22 protein-coding genes and 1 tRNA gene are annotated in these 24,055 nt (G+C 61.0%); 10 read left to right on the top strand and 13 right to left on the bottom strand.

Features of this window, described 5'->3' with window-relative positions; all coding sequences use genetic code 11:
• The first annotated feature begins 10 nt into the window (after positions 1–10).
• Both BM364_RS01480 and BM364_RS01475 read left to right on the top strand, forming a co-directional pair.
• Positions 11–1,528, top strand: a complete 1,518-nt coding sequence (locus BM364_RS01480; RefSeq protein ID WP_092419946.1) for an NAD-dependent succinate-semialdehyde dehydrogenase — start codon at positions 11–13, stop codon at positions 1,526–1,528.
• Positions 1,521–2,231, top strand: coding sequence for an IclR family transcriptional regulator (locus BM364_RS01475; protein WP_244542732.1), 711 nt, complete (start codon positions 1,521–1,523; stop codon positions 2,229–2,231). Before BM364_RS01480 ends, BM364_RS01475 begins: the two co-directional genes overlap by 8 nt.
• 316 nt (positions 2,232–2,547) lie before the next feature.
• Here BM364_RS01475 and BM364_RS01470 read toward each other — a convergent pair whose 3' ends face one another.
• A complete protein-coding gene (locus BM364_RS01470) occupies positions 2,548–2,868 on the bottom strand; it encodes a hypothetical protein (RefSeq protein ID WP_139232451.1) in 321 nt (106 codons plus the stop codon).
• Positions 2,869–2,949: 81 nt separating this feature from the next.
• On the opposite strand from BM364_RS01470, the gene BM364_RS01465 reads away from it, so the two are divergent.
• From BM364_RS01465 to BM364_RS01440, 6 genes are all read left to right on the top strand, one after another.
• Positions 2,950–3,858 carry a helix-turn-helix domain-containing protein gene (locus BM364_RS01465; RefSeq protein ID WP_092419940.1) on the top strand — a complete coding sequence of 303 codons (909 nt, stop codon included), beginning with the start codon at positions 2,950–2,952 and terminating at the stop codon, positions 3,856–3,858.
• A 63-nt stretch (positions 3,859–3,921) separates the two neighbouring features.
• Positions 3,922–4,770 (top strand): dihydroorotate dehydrogenase electron transfer subunit, encoded by an 849-nt coding sequence (locus BM364_RS01460; protein WP_092419937.1) that lies wholly within the window; start codon positions 3,922–3,924, stop codon positions 4,768–4,770.
• The gene (locus BM364_RS01455; RefSeq protein ID WP_092419934.1) at positions 4,764–5,705 is read left to right on the top strand and encodes a dihydroorotate dehydrogenase; all 942 of its coding nucleotides are present in this window, start codon (positions 4,764–4,766) and stop codon (positions 5,703–5,705) included. The genes BM364_RS01460 and BM364_RS01455 overlap by 7 nt, the downstream gene beginning before the upstream one ends.
• Positions 5,702–6,991, top strand: a complete 1,290-nt coding sequence (locus BM364_RS01450; RefSeq protein WP_092419930.1) for a hydantoinase/carbamoylase family amidase — start codon at positions 5,702–5,704, stop codon at positions 6,989–6,991. Before BM364_RS01455 ends, BM364_RS01450 begins: the two co-directional genes overlap by 4 nt.
• Positions 6,992–7,008: 17 nt before the next feature.
• Positions 7,009–8,049: a dihydroorotase gene (pyrC, locus tag BM364_RS01445; protein WP_092419927.1), complete on the top strand. Its 1,041-nt coding sequence runs from the start codon at positions 7,009–7,011 to the stop codon at positions 8,047–8,049.
• A 103-nt stretch (positions 8,050–8,152) separates the two neighbouring features.
• Positions 8,153–8,860 (top strand): orotate phosphoribosyltransferase, encoded by a 708-nt coding sequence (locus BM364_RS01440; protein WP_092419924.1) that lies wholly within the window; start codon positions 8,153–8,155, stop codon positions 8,858–8,860.
• A gap of 165 nt (positions 8,861–9,025) precedes the next feature.
• On the opposite strand, the gene BM364_RS01435 is transcribed toward BM364_RS01440, so the two are convergent.
• The 10 genes from BM364_RS01435 to BM364_RS01390 form a co-directional block, all read right to left on the bottom strand.
• The gene (locus BM364_RS01435; protein WP_092419921.1) at positions 9,026–10,309 is read right to left on the bottom strand and encodes a TRAP transporter large permease; all 1,284 of its coding nucleotides are present in this window, start codon (positions 10,307–10,309) and stop codon (positions 9,026–9,028) included.
• Entirely contained in the window at positions 10,310–10,834 is a 525-nt protein-coding gene (locus BM364_RS01430; RefSeq protein ID WP_092419919.1) for a TRAP transporter small permease, read from the bottom strand.
• A 96-nt stretch (positions 10,835–10,930) separates the two neighbouring features.
• Complete coding sequence (locus tag BM364_RS01425; RefSeq protein WP_092419916.1) at positions 10,931–11,947, bottom strand: TRAP transporter substrate-binding protein; 1,017 nt, start codon at positions 11,945–11,947, stop codon at positions 10,931–10,933.
• 160 nt (positions 11,948–12,107) lie between these two features.
• Positions 12,108–12,830 carry a hypothetical protein gene (locus tag BM364_RS01420; protein WP_139232450.1) on the bottom strand — a complete coding sequence of 241 codons (723 nt, stop codon included), beginning with the start codon at positions 12,828–12,830 and terminating at the stop codon, positions 12,108–12,110.
• Positions 12,831–13,192: 362 nt separating this feature from the next.
• Entirely contained in the window at positions 13,193–13,372 is a 180-nt protein-coding gene (locus BM364_RS01415; RefSeq protein WP_092419910.1) for a hypothetical protein, read from the bottom strand.
• 183 nt (positions 13,373–13,555) lie between these two features.
• Positions 13,556–13,632 (bottom strand) — tRNA-Met (locus tag BM364_RS01410).
• Between the two features lie 80 nt (positions 13,633–13,712).
• The gene (locus BM364_RS01405) at positions 13,713–15,158 is read right to left on the bottom strand and encodes a UdgX family uracil-DNA binding protein (RefSeq protein WP_092419907.1); all 1,446 of its coding nucleotides are present in this window, start codon (positions 15,156–15,158) and stop codon (positions 13,713–13,715) included.
• Entirely contained in the window at positions 15,158–16,396 is a 1,239-nt protein-coding gene (locus BM364_RS01400) for a putative DNA modification/repair radical SAM protein (protein WP_092419904.1), read from the bottom strand. The genes BM364_RS01405 and BM364_RS01400 overlap by 1 nt, the downstream gene beginning before the upstream one ends.
• Positions 16,397–16,732: 336 nt before the next feature.
• Positions 16,733–17,092, bottom strand: a complete 360-nt coding sequence (locus tag BM364_RS01395) for a DUF2200 domain-containing protein (protein ID WP_092419901.1) — start codon at positions 17,090–17,092, stop codon at positions 16,733–16,735.
• Positions 17,093–17,157: 65 nt separating this feature from the next.
• Positions 17,158–17,817: an invasion associated locus B family protein gene (locus BM364_RS01390; protein WP_092419898.1), complete on the bottom strand. Its 660-nt coding sequence runs from the start codon at positions 17,815–17,817 to the stop codon at positions 17,158–17,160.
• Between the two features lie 134 nt (positions 17,818–17,951).
• Between BM364_RS01390 and BM364_RS01385 the strand changes: the two genes are divergently transcribed.
• Together BM364_RS01385 and BM364_RS01380 are read left to right on the top strand one after the other, a co-directional pair.
• Positions 17,952–20,177 (top strand): TonB-dependent receptor, encoded by a 2,226-nt coding sequence (locus tag BM364_RS01385; protein WP_092419895.1) that lies wholly within the window; start codon positions 17,952–17,954, stop codon positions 20,175–20,177.
• Between the two features lie 172 nt (positions 20,178–20,349).
• Complete coding sequence (locus BM364_RS01380) at positions 20,350–21,300, top strand: ring-cleaving dioxygenase (RefSeq protein WP_092419892.1); 951 nt, start codon at positions 20,350–20,352, stop codon at positions 21,298–21,300.
• Between the two features lie 127 nt (positions 21,301–21,427).
• Here the strand turns inward: BM364_RS01380 and BM364_RS01375 are convergent, their stop codons facing one another.
• Positions 21,428–23,389 carry a vWA domain-containing protein gene (locus BM364_RS01375; RefSeq protein ID WP_092419889.1) on the bottom strand — a complete coding sequence of 654 codons (1,962 nt, stop codon included), beginning with the start codon at positions 23,387–23,389 and terminating at the stop codon, positions 21,428–21,430.
• Positions 23,386–23,904, bottom strand: coding sequence for an RNA polymerase sigma factor (locus tag BM364_RS01370; RefSeq protein WP_092423732.1), 519 nt, complete (start codon positions 23,902–23,904; stop codon positions 23,386–23,388). Before BM364_RS01370 ends, BM364_RS01375 begins: the two co-directional genes overlap by 4 nt.
• Positions 23,905–24,055: the final 151 nt, after the last annotated feature.

Below are 24,055 nucleotides of genomic sequence, written 5' to 3'. Positions count from 1 at the left end.
GATTTCGTTCATGGCCATTTCCAACGCCCTGTCGTCTCGTCTATCCGATCCCTCGCTTCTGGTTGAGGCCGGGTTTGTCGGAGGCACCTGGTGCGCTGACGCAATGTCTGGCGAACGGTTTGAAGTCACCAATCCCGCCAATGGCGATGTTCTGGCATCGTTGCCGGACCTGTCGCGCGACGAAGCGCGTGCAGCAATCGAGGCAGCTCGCCTTGCCCAACGTGACTGGTCCAGGAAAACGGGCAAGCAGCGCGCAGCAATCCTGCGACAATGGCACGACCTCACCATTGCCAATGCCGACGACCTCGCCACCATTCTCACTACAGAGATGGGAAAGCCATTGGCAGAAGCGAAGTCTGAAGTTCTCTATGGCGCGGGCTATATCGAATGGTTTGCAGAGGAAGCGAAGCGGATCTATGGCGATGTCATCCCCGGCCACCAGGAAGACAAGCGCATCGTCGTCATCAAGCAGCCGGTTGGCGTCGTCGCAGCCATCACCCCATGGAACTTCCCCAATGCCATGGTCGCCCGGAAAGTCGCACCCGCCCTCGCCGCCGGCTGCGCCATTGTCCTGAAACCCGCCGCGCAGACGCCGCTCTCGAGCATCGCCCTCGCCATTCTCGCCGAGCGCGCCGGACTCCCGGCTGGCCTCTTCAGCGTCATCACCACGCGCAGGAGCCGCGACTTTGGCGCCGAAATCACTGAAAACCCTACTGTCAGAAAACTGACCTTCACCGGCTCAACCGAAGTCGGCCGTGCCCTGATGGCGCAAGCCGCGCCCAAGATCATGAAGCTTTCGCTTGAACTTGGCGGCAATGCCCCCTTCATCGTCTTCGACGATGCCGACCTCGACGCGGCAGTCGAAGGCGCTATAGTCTCCAAGTTCCGCAATGCCGGCCAAACCTGCGTCTGCGCCAACCGGCTTTATGTGCAGGACGGTGTCCATGACGCCTTTGCCCAAAAACTCAGCCGCCGCGTCGCAGCCCTCAAAGTCGCCGACGGTTTTACGGACGGCGTTGCTATCGGCCCGCTCGTCGACGATAAGGCGCTGGCAAAAGTCGAGGAACACGTCGCCGACGCCGTCGGAAAAGGGGCTGCCATCGCCGTTGGTGGTGCTGCCCACGAGAACGGCGGCAACTTCTATAAGCCTACCGTTCTCACCGGCGTCACCGCATCGATGTTGGTGGCAAAAGAAGAAACATTCGGCCCCCTCGCCCCCCTCTTCCGCTTCAAGGATGTGGAAGACGTCATCGCCCAGGCCAATGACACCGAATTCGGACTCGCCGCATATTTCTACGCCGCGTCCATGTCACGCATCTGGCAAGTGGCCGAAGCCCTCGAATGCGGCATGGTGGGCGTCAATACCGGACTGATCTCCACCGAAGTCGCTCCATTCGGCGGTGTGAAGCAATCGGGCTTTGGCCGTGAAGGATCAAAATACGGGCTCGAAGACTATCTGGATATCAAATACATCTGCCTCGGCGGAATAGACTTAACTTATGCTGGGGAACCGCGTCACAGTGCCTGAAATCTCCCAAACTGCGGACCAGATGCTGATCGTGTTGGAAAACATCGCCGATGCCGGGCCGGCATCGGCCGCCGAAGTGGCGCGCAATTGCGACCTCAACCGGACTGTGGCGCTGCGCCTACTCAACACCTTGGCCCAGCGCAATTACATCCGCCGCACAACCGAGGGCTATGTCCTTGGCACCGCCGCTATAAGACTTGGTCATTCTGCCGAAGAGGACATTTCGGTTCTTGCCAAGCCGATGATGGACCGCCTTGCCGATCAGGTGTCCGAAACGGTGGTGCTGCACTGCATGGAAAAGGATGAGGCGGTTGTGGTGGAACAAGCCATCGGCGCCAAGCATCTTGTCCGCGTTCAGCACCAGCCCGGCTCACGACATCCGCTTTTCATCGGTGCAAGCGGCTGGTCGATCCTTGCGTTTCAGGACGAGAAGACGATCTCACGCGTTTTGAAGAAGAGCTTGGATGCGAATGAAGCACGGAGTCGCATTGCGAAAATCCGTGTCGATGGCTTCGCGATCTCGCATGACGAGTTGCAGCAGGGTGTACACGGCATCGCGGCGCCATTGAAAGAGGCCGATGGCAGTTGCTCGGCCAGCATCGCTATCCTTGTGCCCAGCCTGCGCGCTGACGGAGTCACCAAGCTCGCGCGACCACTTCTGAAACTCGCGGGTGACATTTCGGACGCTCTGCAGCGTCGATAATGCTGGCAGCTCACTACGTTTACTAGGTCCCGCAAAAAATCGTGGTGGCGGCTCGCGATAACTGAGGCCAACACGGCGCACCTAGCGGGCCGGGGTGGCGCGAAACATGTCGCAATCCATTGGTGCTTCCTGCTTGGGAGAATTAGCGCAAGCGCATGGCGGCATCAAACCGAGAGGCCTGATGGTTCGCTGCTGCAGTTAGATTGCTTACTAGAGGCACTCGCGCCGCTGGATGCAACATTGTCGAGCCACACGGTAGCATGAACACGGCGCTACCGGGTGGAACGGCACTCAGAAAAGCCTGCGCGGCACCAAATCAATGCATCTTCACTGCGAGCAAGTCGAATGTCGCTATGGAGTTGGCGAAATTCAGCCTTTCGCCCTCTGAGCCACTTATCGCCACTTTTGCCCTTTGCAGGACCTCTTTGAACTCTTGGATCGCAGAGCTTGCCTGATCGACCGAGAATGGCTCGCCCCTGAAGCGAGCAGCGAAACGCGCGGCCACTCCACCGACCAGAGCAAGGATGGCCGCTTGATCAGGGTTCTCGCGCGCCATTTCGTAGGCCATCTGATGGAACTCCGCGTAGGTCCGAATGCCGCCGTTCTGTTGTTCAAGCCACTCGTATAGATCGTTCACGCTAAGTCTCCCGGGAATGGCGCTCTGGACGCTGGAAGCGGGCGTGTATATCAAAAGTGAGACGAGAGGGAAAGGGAGAGCATGCCGATCCAGTTCGAGGAAATAGGGCGGCGACTGCGGGCGCATCGGATCGGCCGCGAACTCAGTGCTGACGATATTGCGGCGCATCTGGGAATTTCCCGCGCAGCCGTGTATCGGCTGGAGAAGGGGGAGATCGTCAAGATCCAGATTTTGGAGTCGATTGCGAAGTTTCTGGACGTTTCCCTACCCTCCCTGCTGGGAGTCGGAGTAGAGTATTACAGCAACGCTCTGTCGTTCTTCGAGCGCATGCGGCAGTTGGAGGAGAAGTCGATCCAGCTTTTGGGGAATTTCTCCCCGGTATCGACGCTACTATTGTCACCCGAATACATGACATATTTGCGTATGATGCTGGTCGAGGCGATGCCCGAGGATCAGCAAAAGGGTGGGCCTGCGCTGGTGTTGATCGACCGGATCCTGGAGCTGCTGGACGAACGGCGGCGCAGTGCCGGACGACGGCGGGTGCCAATCGTTTCAATTGTCGGAAGCCAGGATATCGAGCGATTTCTGATGCTTGGCATGGTGGGGCGCCTGGACCTGCCGACCGCAGTGCAGGCTGAACGCCGGGCTGCCGCGCGATTCGAAATCGAGCGGCTGATCGAAACCCTCGAAAAGCAGCCGATCGGCACCCAGATCGGCATCGTCGACGGACAGCCGCCCAGCCAGACCTTCCAAATATATGAAAGAGAAGACGATTCCGCGGTGACCCTGTCGCCCTACCGGTTGGGTGACCAGCCCAATGTCTCATCGGGCATCGCCATCGTGACCACGGCGCCAGAGGCGGTGCGCCATTTCACCGAAACGCTCGACGCCCAATGGACGATTGCTAAAAAGGGTTCTGATGGCGCCGCTATACTGCGCCGGATCATTGCGCGCGCCGATGCGGTTTCACGCATCGAGCCAATTCGTTAGCACAGTGCGAGCCTCTCGGCCGCCGAATTGACAATTGGCGCGATTTCCAGCAGTGTCTAAAAAATGAGACAGCCTGAAAATTCTGCGGTCACGCCGCCCGTTGATCCTTTCTCCGCTCTTGCCGCCGATACGTCGGCGCGCGTTCTGCGCAATGAGTGGGTGAACGCCGAGTATAAGCTCATCGTGCTCGATGCGCCCGGCCTGGCGGCGAGCGCCGAAGCGGGGCAGTTCTTCAACATCGAGTGTCCAGTCGTAGGCGAGGACAAGCCGTTCTTTCGACGGCCGATGAGCACTTACGCAGCCGATGCGGAAACCGGCCAGGTCGAGTTCCTCTACAAGGTGGCGGGTGCGGGCACGCGGGGCCTTGCGACGTTGCTGGACGGGCAGACGGTTCGCATTCTGGGCCCCTTGGGTGTGGGCTTTACCTTGCCCGAGCATGTGCGTTCGATTGTGATCATGGGCCGCGGCGTTGGCCTTGCGACGTTGGCACCGCTGGCCGAAATGGCACATCGTCGTGGCGTCGCCGTAACCGCTGTGATGAGTGCGCGTGGGCCCGAGCAGGTGCTGTCGGTGGACCGTTTCGAGGCGACCGGCGCGGCGGTGGAAATCGTGCTCGACAGCGACGGCACCAGCGACCTGGCTAATGTCGAGGCGATCCTGCGACGCCTTCATGCCCAAGGGCGCGCCGATGGATTTTATACCTGCGGGTCCAACCGGCTGATGCTGCTAATGAAGCGGCTGGCTGGAGAGCTCGGCATCTATGGCGAGGTCGCCATGGAGCAGCAGATGGCCTGTGGCCTGGGCATGTGCTTTTGCTGCGTGCGCAATTTCGACGTGGACGGCGAGACGGTGTCCAAGCGCGTCTGCTGGGATGGACCGGTCTTTCCACTGGCGGAGGCGACGTCATGGTAGATTTGTCGGTCGATCTCGGACGCGGTCTCATTCTGGCCAATCCGGTCATGCCGGCGTCCGGTACATTTGCCGAAGGGCTGGCGAGGGTCATCGACCTCAATGGCATCGGCGCGCTGGTGACCAAGACCATTACCGAGGAACTGCGGGGCGGCAATCTGACACCCCGTGTCGCCGAGGTCAGCAATGGCATGCTGAACTCGATCGGCATTCCCTCCAAGGGGATCACCTATTTTCTCGAGCATACGCTGCCGTTTTACCGGCAGTTTACCGCGCCCCTGATCGTCTCCATTTCGGCCCCGACGGTGGACGCGTTCGCCCGTGCTGCGGCGCGGCTCAATGTGCCTGGCATTGCCGGCATCGAAGCCAATATTTCCTGTCCCAATATCGAGGAAGACGGCAAGGCCTTTGCCATGCGACCGGGCACGACCGAGCAGGCGGTTTCGGCCATGCGAGAGGTCACGGACCTGCCGCTTTGGGCCAAGCTCACCCCGAACACGGGCGACATTGCCGCAGTGGCGCGTGCCGCGGAAAAGGCCGGAGCCGATGCGGTGGTGGTGGCTAACACTATCCTCGCAATGTCCATCGACATCGAGACCATGCGCCCGACTCTGGGCAATGTCATGGGCGGGCTGTCGGGCCCTGCCTTCAAGCCGATCGCGCTGCGCATGACCTATCAATGCGCGCGGGCGGTCAACATCCCGGTGATCGGCTGCGGCGGTATCGCCACCGCCAATGATGCGGTCGAATACCTGCTGGCCGGTGCTGCGGCGGTTCAGGTCGGCACCGCCACCTTTACCCGCCCCAACGCCATGAACGAAGTGATTGCCGGTCTTACCGAATATTGCCGCCGCAAGGGCTTTAATCGCGTGACCGACCTGCAGGCCGCGCTCAACGCCGAAATGCTGATCCCCGATGTGATGGAGGCGGCGCAATGAACGCGGCGAGCCAGCCTGTTATCGACTGGACTACTTTCGATACGGACGAGGCGCTGGCCGAAGCGATCTTTGCCGAACTGGCACGGCAGACCGGCGATGGCATCGGCATTACCCGCGAATGCTACTCGCCTCAGGAAGATGCCGCGCTGCGCATTTTTTCCGATCTGGCCGTCGCTCATGGCTTTGCGATCGACACAGATCCGGTGGGCAATCTCGTCGTGCGGATGGATGACGACGACGGTACGCGTCCAGCCCATTATATCGGCTCGCATGCGGACTCGGTGCCGCAGGGCGGCAATTACGACGGCGCCGCAGGCATTGTGGCGGGCCTTATCTGCCTGATCCGGCTGCAAAAGTCTGGTCGTGCGCTGACGACCCCGGTTCGGGTGTTGATGCTGCGGGGCGAGGAGAGCGCATTTTTCGGGCGCGCAAATATCGGTTCGCGCGCCCTTTTCGGCATGATCGATGCCAAGGACCTGGCCGCCAAGTCGCGCGGCGTCGGCCGCACCCTGGCCGAGGCGATGACCGCGACTGGCATCGACATCGCGCCGGTGCGCGAAGCCCGGACACTGTTCGACAAGGGCAAGGCCACAAGCTACCTGGAGCTCCATATCGAGCAGGGTCCGGTCATGATCGACCGGAAGCTGCCCGCTGCCGTGGTGTCGGGCATTCGCGGCAATCTGCGGCATCGCCGGGTCGTCTGTCGCGGCGAGGCTGGCCATTCGGGCGCCATTCCCCGCTGGTTGCGCAAGGACGCCGTGTTCGCCTTTGCCGATCTGATCGGGCGGCTTGACGAACACTGGCGGGTGCTTCTGGAGCGCGGGCTCGATCTTGTGGTCACGACCGGTATTGTGGGCACCGATCCGGACGAACATGCCTTGAGCCGTATTCCGGGGGAGGTAATGTTCTCGTTCGAGGTGCGCAGCCAGAGCCACGACACGCTGGAAGGCTTTTACGAACTGTTCCGCTCCGAATGCCGGGCCGTGGGGCAGCAGCGCGGCGTCGTGTTCGAATTTGACGACCGCGTTTATACCGAACCGGCGCGCATGGATGGCAAGATCATCGACATGCTGTCCAAGGCTGCCGCGGACTGTGGACTCGATCCGCAAACCCTGCCCTCGGGTGCCGGGCACGACGCGGCGGTGTTCGCCAATGCTGGCGTGCCCTCGGGCATGGTCTTCGTGCGCAATGCCAATGGCTCGCACAATCCGCACGAGGCCATGGAGGTCCCCGACCTCATCAGGGGCACAGATGTGCTGTATAAGGCCGTGACTGCCAGCAACTGATTCCGTACGAGGCCGCTATGCGATCGATCACCCTGCGTAAACCGGTGGATCTCCATGTCCATTTCCGCGACGGCGCGGTGCTGCAATCGGTCGTGCCGCATACCGCGCGCCAGTTCGAGCGGGCCATCGTCATGCCCAATCTCGTTCCCCCGGTGACCACTGCGCAAATGGCGAAGGACTATCGGGATCGCGTCCTCGCAGCTGTGCCGCACGGTGTGGATTTCACGCCGATGATGACCTGCTATCTGACCGACAGCACGGATGCGGCCGACCTGATCGCCGGCAAGCGCGACGGTATCTTTGCCGCGGCTAAGCTCTATCCAGCCCATGCCACCACCAATTCGGCGCATGGCGTGACCTCGGTCGAGCGCCTCGACCCGGTGTTCGCGGCCATGGCCGAGGCTGGCATGCCGCTGCTGACGCATGGCGAATTGGTGCATCCGGAGGTCGACATCTTCGACCGCGAAGCCCGGTTCATCGACGACATCCTGGCGCCGCTTCTCGGCCGGCACCCTACCCTCAAGGTGGTGATGGAGCACATCACCACCGAACAGGGCGCGCAGTTTGCTGCAAGCCAGGGCGACCGGCTGGCGGCGACGATCACGCCGCAGCATCTGCTCTATAATCGCAACGTGCTGTTCGAGGGCGGCATCCGTCCGCACTATTACTGTCTGCCGATCCTGAAGCGCCGGACCCACCAGCTGGCGCTGCGCAAGGCGGCAACCAGCGGCCTACCCAACTATTTCCTGGGCACCGACACGGCGCCGCATTTCAAGCACCTCAAGGAAAATGCCTGCGGCTGCGCTGGGGTCTTCTCAGCGCCTGTTGCCATTGAGGCCTATCTCCAGGTGTTTGCCGAAGAAGACGCGCTCGACCGGTTCGAGGCTTTCGCTTCCCTTAATGGCCCGGCCTTTTACGGCTTTGCGCCATCGGAAACGCGCGTCACCTACGAAGAACGGCCGTGGACCGTACCTGCCAGCGTTTCCGTTGAAGACCGCGAGATTGTCCCGCTGTTTGCGGGCGAGCGAGTTGACTGGGCGCTGAACGCAGGGTTATAGCGAACCGGTTGCACACGACATTGACCGCACCGGGCGGCGCTGGACTTCCTTCCGGCGGCCGCGATTTCGCGCGACCGCATGACAAAGAGATGAAGGAACACTCATGAGCACGATCCGCCTCAGCGACGACAAAAAAGCCATCGCCCGACAGACCGCCCGGATGATGCTCGAGATCAATGCGATCCATTTCAACGCTGATCATCCCTTTGTCTTCACCTCAGGCTGGGCGAGCCCAGTCTATGTCGATTGCCGCAAGCTGATCTCCTATCCGCGTCTGCGTTCCAAGCTGATGGACCTGGCCGCTCACACGATCGCGACCGAGATCGGCTACGAGTCGATCGACGTCATTACCGGCGGCGAAACCGCCGGCATTCCCTTTGCCGCCTGGATTTCCGACAAGCTGATGCTGCCGATGCAGTATGTCCGCAAGAAAGCCAAGGGCTTTGGCCGCAATGCGCAGATCGAAGGCGAAGTGGTGACCGGGGCCCGCACGCTGCTGGTGGAAGACCTGGCCACCGATGGCCGCTCCAAGGTCATGTTCGCCGATGCGCTGCGCAAGGCCGGCGCCAAGGTCGACCACTGCTTTGTCGTGTTCTATTACGACATCTTCCCCAAGAGCCACGAGCTGATGAAGGAACTCGGTGTCGAGCTACACTACCTGGCCACTTGGTGGGATATCCTCGATGCCGCCAAGGAAGCAGGACACTTTGACGAGCGCACGCTGAACGAAGTGGAAAGCTTCCTCAAAGACCCAGCAACCTGGTCGGCCGCTCATGGCGGCATCTCGGAATTCGCGCCGGCAACGGCCTGATCGGCTTCTGAGGAGCAGCTCTCGACAGCAATCGTGCTTGCAGACCCTCCCCTTTGCGGGAGGGTTTTGTTTTGCGGTTGGGCTCGATGCAGGCGCGCCAAAAAGGCTGCCGTCAAAAAAAGGGCCGTCCGGGGACGGCCCTTTTTGTTGCCTACTGTGCGGCTCTTAAGGGGCCAGCAAGCGCGGCAGGAACATCGAGATATCCGGCAGATAGCTGATGATCACGAGAGCGATGAGGTTCACGATGATGAATGGCGTGATGCCTCTGATGATCTTGACGACGGATTCACCCAACGTTGAGGCCGCCACGAAGATGTCGAGCCCAAAGGGCGGCGTGATCATGCCGATACAGGTGTTGAGCGTCACGATGATGCCGAAGTGCACCGGATCGATGCCGAAGCTGACGGCCACCGGATAAAGCGCCGGCACCAGGATCAGCATGGTGGAGTTGGGATCGATGAACATGCCGGCCACAAGGAACAGCAGGTTCACGATCAGGAGGAATACCACCCAGTTGGCGTCGATGGCGGCGAGGAAGTCGATCACCAGCGTTGGCAATTGCGCCAGGGTGATGAAATAGGCAACGATCGAGCCCATGGCGAGCAGCACAAAGATGGTGCCGGTGGTAATGGCAGCGCCGGTCGCGACCCGAACGACGTCGCGGACGCCCATATGGCGATAAACCACCATTTCCACCAGGAGCGCATAGACAACGCTGACGGCCGCCGCTTCGGTGGGAGTGAAAACGCCCGTATAGATGCCCCCCAGCATGACCACAGGCAAGCCCAGAGCCCAGAGGCCGCGCTGCATGACCTTGGCGCGCTCGCGCCAGGGCATGCGGGGATCGCCCTTGATGTCGTTACGGAAGGCGTAGAACAGCACGTAAAGGCAGAACACCGCCGAAAGGAAGACGCCGACCACAAGGCCCGCAGCAAACAGCGACGCCACCGACGTGCCGGTGAGCCAGGCATAGATGATCAGCGTGATCGAGGGCGGGATCAATAGCGCCACTTCAGCCGAGGATACGATGAGGCCGAGCGAGAACTTGTCCGAATAGCCCTGGCGCTTGAGCTCGGGATAAACGATGCCGCCCAGTGCCGCGACCGTGGCAGGGGCCGAGCCCGAAACAGAGCCGAAGGCGGCAGCGGTGGCCACCGTCGTCAGGCCCATGCCACCACGGCGATGGCCCAGAAACGCGCCGACCATTTGCGTCAGGTAGCGGGCGATCGAGCCCTTCGACATAATCTCGGCGGCGAAGATGAAGAATGGAATGGCGAGCAGCGTCGAGTGGTTGATGCCCCCCACGATGCGCTGGCCATAGATGATGTTGGGAATGGTGGAATAGAAGAATTCCTTGGTCAGGATGCCCGGAATGCCGAGCACGATCAGCATTTCGAAACCGAGGAACAGGAAGGCCAGGGAGCCCAGTACGATGGCTGCGATGATCATTTAGTGAGCGGCTCCGGCATTGGCGCGACGATCGATAAGGCCGAACAGGCTCAGCCCATAGCGGAGCGCGAGCAGCAGGAAACCGGCGGGAAGGGCGTAATAGATGATGGCGGCTGGGATGCGCAGCGTCGGGCTGAACTGGCCGGTGCGCGCCACGTTTTGTGCCATTTCGAAGCCGTACCAGGCGATATAGAGCGAAAGCGCCAGCCCGGAGAGATCGATGAAACGGCCGACCCAGAGCTGGACCTTCGGGCTCATCTTCTCGAGAAAGCTGGTCATGGCGATCTGGCGGCCTTCGGCGAGGGCTAGGCCGAGGGAAAGGAAGACCATCCACACCATGATGTAGCGGGCGCCTTCGTCGACCCATGAGACGTTGCGGGCATAGGCGGGGACGATCTCGCGGACGGCGACGCCCATGACGGTCAGCCCGACCATGGCCAGCATCAGGATCGCCAATGCGATCCGCTCAAACGAGGCCAGAAGCCCCAGGGCCTTGGCGAGGCCGCTATCTGGATTTGTGGCCATCGACCCAATCCCCCATTGCAGTGATACGAACAGGGCGCCGGAGCATGAAGACCCCGGCGCCCGAGTGGTGCTTACGGCGCGCTATGTGGCGAACGTTTACTGGCCAACGACGGCGTCGTAGGCGGTTTCGTAGGCGTCGACGATGCCCTGGCCGGCGTCACCGGCATTGGCGAGGTAGGCGTCGCGCGAGGGGCCATACATGGCTTCGCGGAATGCGGCGCGCTGAGCCTCGTCGAGCTCGTTAATGGTGATGTCGCTGGCCCGGATGGCTTCAAGCGCCGTGGCCTGGGCGGCTTCCTTGAGTTCCTCCACCTGCGGGCGGACTTCGTCAAATGCGTCTTCGATGACCGCCTGATATTCTGGCGGCAGCGAATCCCACCACGCCTGGTTGAACATAACGATGTCTTCATTGGCGCCGTGCTCGGAAATCAGCAGATAATCCTGCACTTCCTGGTACTTCATGGTGGCAATGGTATCGAGGGCATTTTCCTGGCCGTCGACCACGCCGGTCTGCAGAGCAGTGTAGAGTTCGCCGAACGGCAGAGCGATTGCGGACGCGCCCACCGCGTTGAACTGCTCGATCAGCACTTGGCTGTCCATGACGCGGAAGCTTTGGCCGGAGAAGTTTTCCAGCGCTGCAATCTCTTCGTTGGAGGTCATCGACTTGCGGCCATTGGGCCAGATGGTGATGGCCTTGAGGCCGAGCGGCGCAAAGCTCGCCAGCACTGCATCGCCAAAGGCACCGGAACGGATCTCGTCCGACTGAGCGCGATCGGCAGGATAGAGGAAGGGGACGTCGAGGATGGAAACCGCCGGGTTGAAACCGGCCAGGAAGGCGGCCGGGGACACGGTGCCTTCAATGAGTCCGAGTTGGGTGCCCTCGTTCATCTCACGGGCCTGCCCAAGCTGACCGGCCGGGAAGAGCTCGAACTTCACATTGCCATCAGTGCGTTCGTTAACGAGGTCAGCGACCATGACCAAGCCCTTGTGGCGCGGCTGCTGCTCGGACTCCAAATGGCCGATACGGGCCGTAAACTGCTGCGCTGCAGCGGGCAGCGCACCTGCAATCACAGCACACAGAGCTGCGGTAATAATCAAACCATGACGGTTCATGAGTTCCCCTTTCGAATTATCATGGCGAGAAAACCTCTCTCAGGGGCATAGTGTCAAGCCAAGTTTCTCAAAAAATAGACAAGATGTTCTGCTGTGCCCAAAAATTGGGCGTAGAGCTTATGTTGTTGGACGAAGATTAGGCATTGTGAAGGGATGTCGTTCAACTAAGAGCGCGCGGCATAACCAACTCCCGGTGAAAAAAGACAGCCTCGCGGGCGAGTTGGCTTGGCAAGGCGGCGGTGAGATGTTCGCTGTCCAAGCCGGAAACTTCATCTCCATCAAGCGCTATGACAACCATGCCCGCTGGCTCCGACACCGTGCGGCCCTGCCGCTCAACTGTGGAGATTGCTGTGGTGACAGTATCTGATCGTCCGTAGTGGCACCCGATCACTCCTGGTATGGCCATGATCCGTTCGCAGTGCTCTTTTAAGCCTGTCTCTACAATCTCGTTGTTGATTTGGACCGCGACGATCCGTGAGGATGATGGTTCCCCGGAACTCCACACGATCTGCCCAACACAGCGGGCGTTTCCGGTAAATCTCGCTGTAACTCTGCGCGTCCACGAAGTAGGCGCGTTTAGTCTTTCCACATACGCCGCGGACGAGGCAACGGAGGGGCTTTCGAGCAGGTATAGTGTGAAGTAGTCACTCTGCGAAAGTTCTGCGCGCCAGCGCATACCTACCTCGAAGCCAGGAATAGCCAGTCGTTCAGGCATGTGCTCTTGCTCATGCCATTCTTTAAAATCCGCCTCGTAAGCCGGCGCGATTCCATTCCAAATTGCGACAAATCCAAAGCCATTAAGTGAGTTCATAAACGCTCCAGGGGACAAAGATGGTGAGACATTTTCGCTTATATCTAGCTGCGCGATGAGATGTTTAGCCAAGATCTCAATTCTTAGACGAGCCCTGCTCTGTGCACTGAGAGAGATCGCAGAAGGCGACGATCAACGGGAACCGGCGGGCACTACCTCGTGGTCTAGAGTCCTTCAGGCACCAGCAGCATGATGGTGGGCACCACAGTTCGCTCCCGATCCAGAAACAAAAAGTGGACTTCTTCGCAGGTACGCAGAAATCGCGGTATCGAAGGAGCGCCATTTGCTCATGTTAAGCACGCGGTCACCTTCCTGCCGCGGCGGAACACCGCAGAGGCTCGGTCGATCGCCATTTTACGCCGAAACCCACATGGACCGATCGGGAGCAAATTTGACAGTTTGCGGTAAGCGGGTCGGCCCAGCCCCTTCCGATTTCACTTCCCCTCACGCTTCTCGTTCATTTGCCAGCCGCCGCCGCTACCTTTCTCAACACCGGTTTTCACTTGGATGGCGCGATGGCGGTCGCCGTTGTCGTTGGTCACCACTATATCGCAGTTAGGCACGCCGACCGGCGCCAGGGCGGCAATGAAGCCGTGGCGAAGCAGGAACGACAAAACGAAGTGCTCGCCGGCGGCGCCGAGGACGGTGCATGCGGCGAGTATCTGGCCTCCCCAAGTTTATCCACAGGAGAGGTAACCAGAGACAGATGGATACGCTAGCGGCGTCCCAAGAGCGTCCCAGTCGAAAACGCACACTGATCCCAAAAAGCAAAACCCCCGGTTCCCCGAGGGTTTGAATGGTAGCGGAGGAGGGATTTGAACCCCCGACACACGGATTATGATTCCGCTGCTCTAACCAACTGAGCTACTCCGCCCCAAAGGGCCGGCCTGTGGCCGATGGCGCCTTACTAAGGTTGTGGGGGCGGGTCTGTCAAGCGGTGGTGCCGGGGAGAACTTATTTTTCCAGCGTCTGCATCATCGACTTGATCAGCATCAGGTCCGCGTCGAATTTTTCGCGCTCGCGTGCCTTGGTTTCAGGATCTGGGATGCGGAGGAGATAGGAGGGATGATTGGTGACGATGAGCACCGCACCATCCTCTAGATCGATCGCCCTGCCCCGCGTGCTAGATATAGAAACCGCTTTCCCCACAAGAGCTTGAGCGGCGGTCGCACCCAGGGCAACGACGATTTTGGGTTTGACGAACTCCCGTTCAAGATCAAGCCAGAAGCGGCAGGCCTGGATTTCGCCGGTGTTGGGTTTCTGGTGAATGCGCCGCTTGCCGCGCGGAACAAACTTGAAGTGCTTGACGGCATTGGTGACATAAAGCCGGGAGCGATCAATTCCGGCATTCTTGATTGCATCGTCAAAGACTTGCCCAGCAGGCCCAATGAAGGGGCGGCCTTGGAGATCCTCCTGATCGCCGGGCTGTTCGCCGACAAACATGACCTGGGCCTGAGGCGGACCTTCGCCGAAGACGGCTTGCGTGGCATGCTCGTAAAGAGGGCAGCGGCGGCAGGCGTCCACCGCCTCAGAGACGTCGTGAAGCGTCTGAAATTGTTCGGTTTTTTCCGGCGCCTCGACTTCGCGCGCTTTTTGCCGAAGGTGCCGCGCAGGCGGCTGGGTCGTGGCGCGGGCGATCATGTCTTGCTCCATCTGCCGGGCATTGCGGATAAGAGGTGCAATGCGCTCGGCTTCAGGCAGGTTGCGCCAGTATTTGACCGGCATCTCCGATTTCATCATGGAAACCTTGAGACGCGCGGGATTGAAGATGGCGCCATAATAGATGCGCCAATCATCCTCTACTGCCCCTTCGGCGGGGATATCCTTTTTCGATCCGCCGGGGCCGAAACGCAGATTATCCTTGTCCCAGAAAGCACTTGCATAGGGGGTGATGATGGCCCAATGCATGCCCGAGAAGCGGCGGGTAAAAAAGGGCGCATTGGCCTCGAGGATATAGTGGTCGGGCTCGAACCAGGCGATATAGCGCTCCTCACCCTCGACAATGATGGACCGGAACCGCACGAATGCCCGCATTTTATGGGTGTCGCGGTGCACTGCAGAGGCCATCTTTGCTAGCATCTGGTGAACACTATCCGCTGCATTCTGCAGGATGTGCGGTTCGCTCTGCAGTCGCCAGAGCATGCGATAAAGAATGGCGAAGCGTTCGGGGTCGGCATGCTGAATGACGTCGCGCGCAAGGTCGATGAACTGACTGGGAACGGACCCGATCGGACCGTCCGGCTGGGGCAGCATGTCATCACCCGCTTCGAAGAGCCCGCTGTCTTCTGCGCCAACCCGCCAGACGACCTGCGAGGGGTTCATGCCAGCGGCAAGGAGCTGGCGCGCCTTGTTGCGCCATTCGCCAAAATCGTTGAACTTTTCGAGCCGCACCGAAAGCATCAGAACAGCTCAAGCTGACTGGGCTTGGGCGTGAGCCTTTGGCGCAGGCGCGCATCGTCGGTCATGGCACCTGGCGACCAATCGGCGGCGGCGATGAAGGGACGGACCTTGTCGATCGACGCAGTGAGCCGGGCAACATCGGCAAGGGTCAGGCGATGGTGCCGCCGGGTCGAGATCACGCGATCGACGGCCCGCACGCCAAGTCCCGGCACGCGCAGCAGCAATTCGCGATCGGCGCGATTGACATCGACCGGGAAACTTTGCCGGCTCTTGAGCGCCCAGGCCAGCTTGGGATCGACGGCGAGATCAAGGTGCCCAGCCTCTCCTCCCGAAACGATTTCGGGGACGTCGAAGCCATAAAAGCGGATGAGCCAATCAGCCTGGTAAAGCCGGTGTTCGCGCATCAGCGGCGGGGGCGCGAGCGGCAGGCGCGCGGATGCATCGGGAATGGGCGAAAATGCGGAATAGTAGACGCGCTTGAGCCTGTATCCGGAATAAAGGCCGGCGGCGCGCGTCAGGATGGCGGCATCATCGGCCTTGTCCGCGCCCACGATCATCTGCGTCGATTGACCGGCCGGAGCGAACTTGGGCGGCTTGGCCTTGCTCGGCTTCTTGTCTTCCACCGTTTCATCAAGCTTGCCGCGCAGGCGCGCCATGGCGGTGCGAATTTCGGAGGGTCGCTTTTCCGGCGCGAACTGCTCGAGCGCGGTATCGGTCGGCAGCTCGATATTGGTGGAGAGGCGATCGGCCCAGCGGCCGGCCTCCGCCAGCAATTCGGGCGCCGCATTGGGGATGATCTTGAGATGGATGTAACCGGCGAAAAGATGGGTTTCGCGCAAGGTCCGGGCAACCCGGACCATCTGCTCCATCGTATAATCGGGCGTGCGGATGATGCCCGAGGAAAGAAACAGGCCCTCGATATAGTTGCGCTTGTAAAAATCGAGGGTGAGCTGGACGACCTCTTCAACGCTGAAGCGCGCCCGCTCGACATTGGAGGACGAGCGATTGATGCAATAGGCGCAATCATAGATGCAGAAATTGGTCAGCAGCAGCTTGAGCAGCGAGATACAACGGCCATCGGGCGCATAGGAATGGCAGATGCCGCTGCCTTCGGTCGAGCCAATGCCGCCGGTTGTGGTGCTGTCGCGCTTTTCCGATCCGCTCGAGGCGCAGGACGCATCGTATTTTGCCGCATCGGCGAGAACGGCAAGCTTTCGCGTGAGTGAGAGGGCAACCATGCGTTCATCCTTTGTTCTGATTACATAAGGGGAATGCGCGGCTGGTGCATGTGAAAAAGACATGTCTCGATGAAACGTGATGGGAGAGGGAATACTGGTTTGGTCGCAAGCCCCCTCACCCGGCCCTTTGGGCCGACCTCTCCCCTAGAGGGAGAGGTGAGATGGTGGGCGTGTGAGGTGTGGATGATCTTTCTTGTTCCTCTCCCTCTCGGGGAGAGGTGGCCCGGCGCAGCCGGATTGGTGAGGGGGATGCTTGTGCTTGCACCAAGGCCCCTCATCCGGCGCTGCGCGCCACCTTCTCCCCGAGAGGGAGAAGAATAGAGGCGGTAGAGCGCTTCAGTGGCGGAGGATTTTTTCGAGGGCTTTGCCCTTGGCGAGTTCGTCGACGAGTTTGTCGAGGTAGCGGATCTCGCGCATGTTGGCATCCTCGATATCTTCGACGCGGACGCCGCAGATGACGCCGGTGATCCGGGTGCGCGCCGGGTTCATGGCGGGAGCGCGGCTAAAGAAATCGCGGAAGGTGGTTCCCCTGTCGAGTTCCTCCCGGAGGGATTCGGCGGTGTGGCCGGTGAGCCAGCGGAAGATCGTGTCGACCTCCTCCTTGCTGCGGCCCTTGCGTTCAGCCTTGGCGAGGTAAGCGGGATAGACGCTGGCCACGGTCATGCCGAAAATACGGTGATTGCTGTCCGTTTTCATGCCCGGGTTCCCGCTACCGATTGCCCCACTATAGTGCAGGAGTGGCGAGGAGAACAGCGTGCCCGCTATCGGCTGAGTTCCGTCACCCGGTTGGTGGCTGCCGTGAAACCGGCGAGAGAAACGGTGAACTGGGGCGCATCGGCGCTCGTCGAAATGCTGTTGGCAGTGACGGTCAACGCCGTGCCTTTCCGCAGCGCATCCAGCTCACTCGCCGGAAAGGCAACAGGCACGATGCAGCCGCCGGGCATGCATGTGGTGAATGCAGCCCCCGACCCCCAAGCCACATCATCCAGCATGAAGCTGACCGGCGCACGCACATCGAGGCCGAAGGGCAGGATCATGACGCCGCCGACACCGCCATCCTCCCGCGTTTGCAGTTCCACGGCAAAGACCTGCTGGCCGGTCTGGCTATCGCCCTGCACCTGGCTTGCCGCACAGGCTTTTTCGGTGCCACGCACAGCGCAATTGACCGTCCAGTCGCCAAAGATCTCGGTGATCGAGGACGCGCCATTGGGCAGGCTCGGCGCTGCGGCCGTGACAGCCTGGGCGATCTGGAGCGCCTGGCCGAGGGGAGCGGAGCCGGAGGCGGAATCGAGCGCCACCTGATGGCTCTGGCTGAGCATGTGGTCGAGGTCGGACCCAGCCGATTGCGCCATGACCGCTGTCGCCGCTATCGAACCGATCGCCAGGCCTGCCAGAACTGCACAAGTGTGACGAAGAGGCATCGGTTAAGCTCCCGCTCAAAATTTGCCAAGCCGGACAATGGCCTGGGGTGTCGAAACGGGTTCAACAAGACTTGACTCCTAATGTCAAGTTTGAGATGTGGCGAAAGTTAGATTGTTCATTTGGGGGTTCCAGAATGTCAATTCCACGATGGAGAGGACAGCGTTCGGTTTGGGCCGGTGTGTCGCTATTTGTCTTGCTGACGGCTGCGGCCAGCGCACAGCAGACCGACGCCTTGCCAGCGGGCGCAACGCAGCTGGATCGTCTCGTCATCCAGCGCGGCGCAACGGTCGGCGCGGGCACCGGTACGGTCGGCGAACTGCCGGTTGCCTATAGCGGCGGTCAGATCGCCACGGGCACGACGCTTGGCGCATTGGGCAATCGTCCTGTTATCGACACCCCCTTTTCGGTCACCGGCTATACGCAGGATTTGATCGAGGCGCAGCAGGCGCGGACTATCGGCGACGTTGTGCTCAACGACCCCTCCGTGCGCAACGACGCCTCCCCGTTCAGCGAGCGCGATGCCTTCTTCATTCGCGGCTTCTCGGTCACCAATCTCGACACCGGCTATGACGGGCTCTTCTATCTCGTCAATCCGCGCCGTAGCTTCCTTGAAGGCATCGAGCGGGTCGAAATCCTCAAAGGCCCATCGGCGCTGGTCAACGGCGGTGTCGGCCGCATCGGCGGCACCATCAACCTGATCCCCAAGCGCGGCACCGACGAGCCACTGACCAGGGTCACGGTCGGCTATAACAGTGATTCCCAGTTCGGCACGCATCTCGATTTCGGGCGCCGCTTTGGCGAGCAGAACGAGTGGGGCATCCGTTTCAACGGCTCCTATCGCAATGGCGACACTGCTTACGACCACAACACGGCCGAACTCGGCGTCCTGGCGCTCGGGCTTGACTATCGCGGTGAACGCCTGCGCGCTTCGCTCGATCTCAATCACTCGACCCAGAACATCGATGCACCGACCTCGCTGTTCAACGCGGCCGCTCCCGGGATCGAAATTCCCGGCGCGCCCAACGGGAAAATCAATCTTTCGAGCCCGTTCGAATATCACGACAGCCACCACAACATGATCGCGAGCCGGGTGGAATTCGACATCCTGCCCACGACCACGATTTACGCGGCCGGCGGCATGAGCCGGTATCGCGAGGACTTCCTGTCCTCCTCGCACCGCATCATCAACCCCGATGGCACCGCTGAATCGACCCTTGCCATCCAGCCCCAGCAGATCCAGGGCTTTTCGGGCGAGATCGGCGTGCGCAGCCAGTTCGACACCGGCCCGGTCCGCCATCAGCTGAGCGTCTCGCTGTCTCGTTCGCTCAACGAGAACTATCGCGGCGGCTTTGCGCCCGGTTCGGTTCGGCTGCCCGGAACGTATCTGAACAATATCTACAACCCCGTATTCCTGCCCAATGGTTCGGTCGACATCGCAAGCCTGCCGACCTCGGACGATCTGCCGCTCTTTGCGAGCCTGCTGTCCACCAGCTTTGCTGTCAGCGACACGATGAGCTTTTTCGACGATCGCTTCCACCTCACACTTGGTGGGCGCTATCAGGCGATGACCTCGGAAAGCTTCAACACCCGCCCCGATCGCGGGCCGCTCGGCGTCCAGAACTACTTCTATGAAGATGGGCGCTTCAGCCCGGCCGTCGCGGCGGCCTTCAACGTCACCGATGCCTTCACTGTCTATGGCAACTATGTCGAGGCGCTGACCGAAGGCCCGATCGCTCCGGCAGCGGCAACCAATAGCGGTGAAATCTTTGCCCCGCTCGTCAACACCCAGCGCGAAATCGGTTTCAAATATGACACCGGCGCCGTGCTGCTGACGGCAGCGCTCTTCGAGATCGAGCAGCCCAACGGCTATACCATTCCCGGCGGGGCCTTCGGGCTCAACGGCCTCCAGGTCAATCGCGGCATCGAGCTGACCGCTTCGGGTGAACCGATGGAGGGCCTCCGTCTTCTGGGTGGCTTGACCCTGATGGATGCCCGCCTTGCTTCGACCGCGAATGGCACCTTCGATGGCAATCTGGTTCCCGGCGTGCCGCAGGTCGCCCTCAGCCTTTATGGCGAATACGACCTGCCCTTCATCACCGAAGGCCTCAGCGTCAACGGCCGAATGATCTATGGCGGCTCGACCTATTACGATCAGGCCAATACCCAGAAGATCGAGGACTGGACCCGGTTCGACGTCGGCGTCGGCTACAAGACCGAAGGCCCGCATGGCAAGCCGGTCGAGTTCAAGGCGGCGATCGAAAACGTCTTCGACCAGAGCTATTGGGCTTCGTCCGCTCGCGGCTTCCTTGCTGCCGGCGCACCCCGCACTTTCAAGGTCTCGGCCTCCGTCGAGTTCTAAGGCGCGATCACCCAAATCGTCGAATGGCCGCATCGAAGGATGCGGCCATTTGTTTCTGACCGTTCAACAATCGGCACCAATGCGTCGCTGGCGTGCCGCTATCGTTGCGCCTCATGTGCCCCTACATTCTCCTCAGCATCGCGGCAGTGCCGCAGACATCGGGAGACCTGACATGACCCTGGAACTTGGCGGCATCCACCATCTGACGGCCGTGACCGCCGACGCGCCGCGCAATCTCAAATTCTATACCCAGGCGCTGGGCATGCGGCTCATCAAGAAGACGGTGAACCAGGATGACACCACCGCCTATCATCTTTTTTATGGCGATGGCGTCGCTTCGCCCGGCGCGGACCTGACCTTTTTCGATTTCCCCACCCTGCGCGAGCAGCGCGGCAACCACACGGCCAGCCGCACGGGCCTGCGCGTCGACAGCGAGGAAACGCTCCTTTGGTGGAAGGAGCACCTCGAGGCCAATCAGGTCTGGACAAGCGGCATCAAGGAACGCTTTGGCCATGTCTCGATGGATTTCGAGGATTTCGAGGGCCAGCGCTTCCGTCTCGTGGTTGATGGAGCCAACAAGGTCATTCCCTGGGCCAAGTCGCCCGTACCGAAAGACAAGCAGATCATCGGGCTCGGTCCGATCACGCTTTCGGTGCCCAAGCTCGAGCCAACCGACGCCATGCTGACGCGCGTGATGAATATGCGCCAGGTGCGCCACTATGCGGCGCGCGAGCGCAACAGCGAGGTGTTCGTTTATGAAATGGGTCCGGGCGGACCGGCGGCCGAACTGCATGTTTCGGTCGATCCGAGCCTTCCGCGCGCCCGGCCCGGCGCCGGCGGGGTGCACCACGTCGCCTTCCGCACCCCGGATCAGGACAGCTTGCGCGAATGGATCAGCCACGTGAACGGCTTTGGCATTCGCTCATCGGGGGAAGTCGAGCGGTTCTACTTCACCTCGCTCTATTTCCGGGAGCCCAATGGCGTCTTGTTCGAGATCGCGACGGACGTGCCCGGCTTTGCCGCGGACGAGCCGCTGGAGAGCCTCGGCGAACGGCTATCGCTGCCGCCGTTCCTCGAGGATCAGCGCGAAGCGATCGAGCGCGGGCTGAAGCCGCTGGTTTAACGTTTCCCCCTCATCCGGCGCTGCGCGCCACCTTCTCCCCAAGAGGGAGAAGAACAAGAGGGGGCCACCATTCCTCTCCCGCTTGGGGAGAGGGTGGATCGGGCGAAGCCCGAGACGGGTGAGGGGGTTATTCCCCATCCCGCTTGAGCATTGCCGCGTGGTCGACGAGGCGGATGAATTCGGCGCGGTAGCCGCCTTGGTCTTCACCCCTGCCCGCCTGGGCCAGGGCGCGGATCTCGTCCCAGGACATGGTCGAGCCATAAACGCTGCCCTTGAGCTTTTGGCCGAAGGCGGCGACGGCTGCGGCGAACTGGGCATCGGGACCGGCAAGGGCGATGTCGTCATGGCTGATATCGGCCGTCACCGGTTGCTCGATCAACTGGCTGACGCTTTCCCCCGGCAGCTTGTAGCGCATCTTGAGAAAGGCGATTTCGTCCCCATCGCCCGAGTTTGCCTCTGCTGTGCCATAGCGCAAGGGATCGACCTGGCCTGAGCCGACCGGAGTGATTTCGTAAAGCGCGGTGACTGTGTGCCCGGCTCCGACATCGCCGGCATCCACCGCATCATTGTTGAAATCCTCTCGGTTTAGATGGCGCGTCTCGTAGCCGATCAGACGATATTCCGAGACCACGGCCGGATTGAACTCGACCTGGATCTTGACGTCCTGGGCGATGGTGTGGAGCGTGCCGCCGACTTCCTCGACCAGCACTTTGCGCGCTTCGGAAAAATTGGCGATATAGCTGGCATTGCCATTCCCGTTCTGGGCCAGGGACTGCATGGTCGCATCGTCGAGATTGCCCTGGCCGAAGCCAAGCACGGAGAGGCTGATGCCGGACTGGCGCTTGCCGGCGATGAAGTCCTTGAGCGCCTCGGGATCGTCGATCCCGACATTGAAATCGCCATCGGTGGCAAGAAGGATGCGGTTGGTGCCGGCTGCTCGGTTTTCCTCGGCCAGGCGATAGGCGAGTTCGATCCCGTCTGCGCCCGCCGTGCTGCCGCCTGCCGAAAGCTGATCGAGCGCGGCGAGGATTTTTGCCCTTTCGCTTGCTGCAGTCGGCTCGAGCACGATGCCGGCCGAGCCGGCATAGGCGACGATCGAAATGGTGTCGTCGTCCGAGAGTTGATCGAGCAACAGGGCAAAGGAGCGTTTGAGAAGCGGCAGCTTGTCGTGCGACTCCATAGAGCCGGAGGAATCGATCAAAAACACCAGATTGCTCGGCGCAATCTCTTCGGCAGGCGGCACGTAACCGGCAATGCCGATGGAAAGGATCTGCGTCGCCTCGTTCCAGGGCGTGGGGAAGATGTTGAGCGTCGGTTCGAACGGCACGGCAGCGCTGGGGGCCGCCGGGTAATCATAGGGGAAATAGTTGATCAGCTCTTCGATGCGGACCGCGTTGCGCTCGGGCACGTAGCCATCGACCAGCATGCGCCGAACATAGGAATAGCTGGCCGTGTCGACATCGATCGAAAAGGTCGAAACCGGTTCCTCGGCGGCAATTTTGAGGCGTTGCTCCTCGAAACTGGTGAATTCGTCTCCGCTCGGCTCGGGCGCCAGGTTTGATTCCAGATCATAGCTCGTCGGGGGCGCCAGTTCCGCCATGGATTGGCGCGTCAGCATGCCGCCAGCCGGTGCGGAGGGCATGGCGACCTGGTCGGACAGCGCCGGAGCGGGCATTGGTGATGGCGGAGGCGCGGGCTGCTTGAGCGCTGCGCCGCTCTCGGCCATTGGTGCCGGCTCTACCAGCGGCGCTTGCTCGACCTGACGAGAGCGGGTTTCAGCCGTCGGGGGCACCGAGGTCATCGCGGTGGTCGAATAGAGCTGGTAGCCGAGCGGCAGAACGAGAAGGGCGATGGCGGCGGTGCCGACGGGGATGCGCATGTCCATGATCGAAAACCCTTTCAGTTTCGAGATGATGGACGTGAGACGACGACCTCCAAAACTTCCTTTGGCTGCGGTTTCGGTTTTTTTCGCGTCCGCCTCGGCAAAGGCTTCGCGCGCGGCGGCGAGCGCCTTGAGGCGCGCATCCGGGCGCGGCGGCGGCGGCGTCTGGCCAAGAGACTGGAAGGGATCTGGGCGGTGATCGGTCATAGCAGCCCCCTCAAGGTCTTGCGGGCCTCGTGAACATGAAATGAAACTGTCGGCTCCTTGATGCCCATGATCGCGGCCGCTTCGGCATGGGAGAGCCCTTCGGCATAAACCAGAAGCACCGCATCACGCTGCTTGTCGGGGAGGCTGCGGACCGCTGACCAGAGCTGGCTGCCGGTCGCGGCATCTTCCTGAGCCGGCGCTTCAGCGGTCGGCACGATCTCAGCATAGGCATCGGCGTGGGCGCTGCGGCGCTGGCCGGCGCGCTGCCAGTCGCGCACCATGTTGAGGGTGATGCGATAAACCCAGCTGGAAAAAGCGCTCCGTCCATCAAAGCCATGAATGGCCTGGCCGATACGCACGCAGACATCCTGGGCGATATCCTCGGCATCATGACCATTACCGCACCAACGCCAGGCCGTGCGATAGATGCGATCATATTGCTCTTCGATCAATTCGGCAAAAGCCTCGCCGTCGCCATTCTGGGCACGCCGCACCAGGGCCTCGGTAAAGGTCACCGGCGGATCGGGAATGGATGCGGCAGTCAGTCCCACCAGGTTTGCCTGCACAGGGAGCCTCTTTGGCTGTAGTTTAGCCTTATGACGCCGTCGCGGTCCCGCTCCTTTGGTGGCCGCGTCGATTTTTTCGAGAATGATTTTTGGGAAGCCC

The sequence above is a fragment of the Devosia crocina genome, assembly GCF_900116545.1.
Taxonomy (GTDB): Bacteria; Pseudomonadota; Alphaproteobacteria; order Rhizobiales; family Devosiaceae; genus Devosia; species Devosia crocina.
Note: the sequence above shows the minus strand (reverse complement) of the source record. Positions and strands in the feature narration are given on the sequence as shown.

Coding starts and splice junctions, on each gene's coding strand:
- BM364_RS01455 (WP_092419934.1), top strand. CDS start 4,764: ATGGTAGATTTGTCGGTCGATCTCGGACGCGGTCTCATTCTGGCCAAT.
- BM364_RS01385 (WP_092419895.1), top strand. CDS start 17,952: ATGTCAATTCCACGATGGAGAGGACAGCGTTCGGTTTGGGCCGGTGTG.
- BM364_RS01480 (WP_092419946.1), top strand. CDS start 11: ATGGCCATTTCCAACGCCCTGTCGTCTCGTCTATCCGATCCCTCGCTT.
- BM364_RS01435 (WP_092419921.1), bottom strand. CDS start 10,309: ATGATCATCGCAGCCATCGTACTGGGCTCCCTGGCCTTCCTGTTCCTC.
- BM364_RS01465 (WP_092419940.1), top strand. CDS start 2,950: ATGCCGATCCAGTTCGAGGAAATAGGGCGGCGACTGCGGGCGCATCGG.
- BM364_RS01400 (WP_092419904.1), bottom strand. CDS start 16,396: ATGGTTGCCCTCTCACTCACGCGAAAGCTTGCCGTTCTCGCCGATGCG.
- BM364_RS01425 (WP_092419916.1), bottom strand. CDS start 11,947: ATGAACCGTCATGGTTTGATTATTACCGCAGCTCTGTGTGCTGTGATT.
- BM364_RS01440 (WP_092419924.1), top strand. CDS start 8,153: ATGAGCACGATCCGCCTCAGCGACGACAAAAAAGCCATCGCCCGACAG.
- BM364_RS01430 (WP_092419919.1), bottom strand. CDS start 10,834: ATGGCCACAAATCCAGATAGCGGCCTCGCCAAGGCCCTGGGGCTTCTG.
- BM364_RS01375 (WP_092419889.1), bottom strand. CDS start 23,389: ATGACCGATCACCGCCCAGATCCCTTCCAGTCTCTTGGCCAGACGCCG.
- BM364_RS01390 (WP_092419898.1), bottom strand. CDS start 17,817: ATGCCTCTTCGTCACACTTGTGCAGTTCTGGCAGGCCTGGCGATCGGT.
- BM364_RS01460 (WP_092419937.1), top strand. CDS start 3,922: ATGAGACAGCCTGAAAATTCTGCGGTCACGCCGCCCGTTGATCCTTTC.
- BM364_RS01380 (WP_092419892.1), top strand. CDS start 20,350: ATGACCCTGGAACTTGGCGGCATCCACCATCTGACGGCCGTGACCGCC.
- BM364_RS01405 (WP_092419907.1), bottom strand. CDS start 15,158: ATGCTTTCGGTGCGGCTCGAAAAGTTCAACGATTTTGGCGAATGGCGC.
- pyrC (WP_092419927.1), top strand. CDS start 7,009: ATGCGATCGATCACCCTGCGTAAACCGGTGGATCTCCATGTCCATTTC.
- BM364_RS01395 (WP_092419901.1), bottom strand. CDS start 17,092: ATGAAAACGGACAGCAATCACCGTATTTTCGGCATGACCGTGGCCAGC.
- BM364_RS01450 (WP_092419930.1), top strand. CDS start 5,702: ATGAACGCGGCGAGCCAGCCTGTTATCGACTGGACTACTTTCGATACG.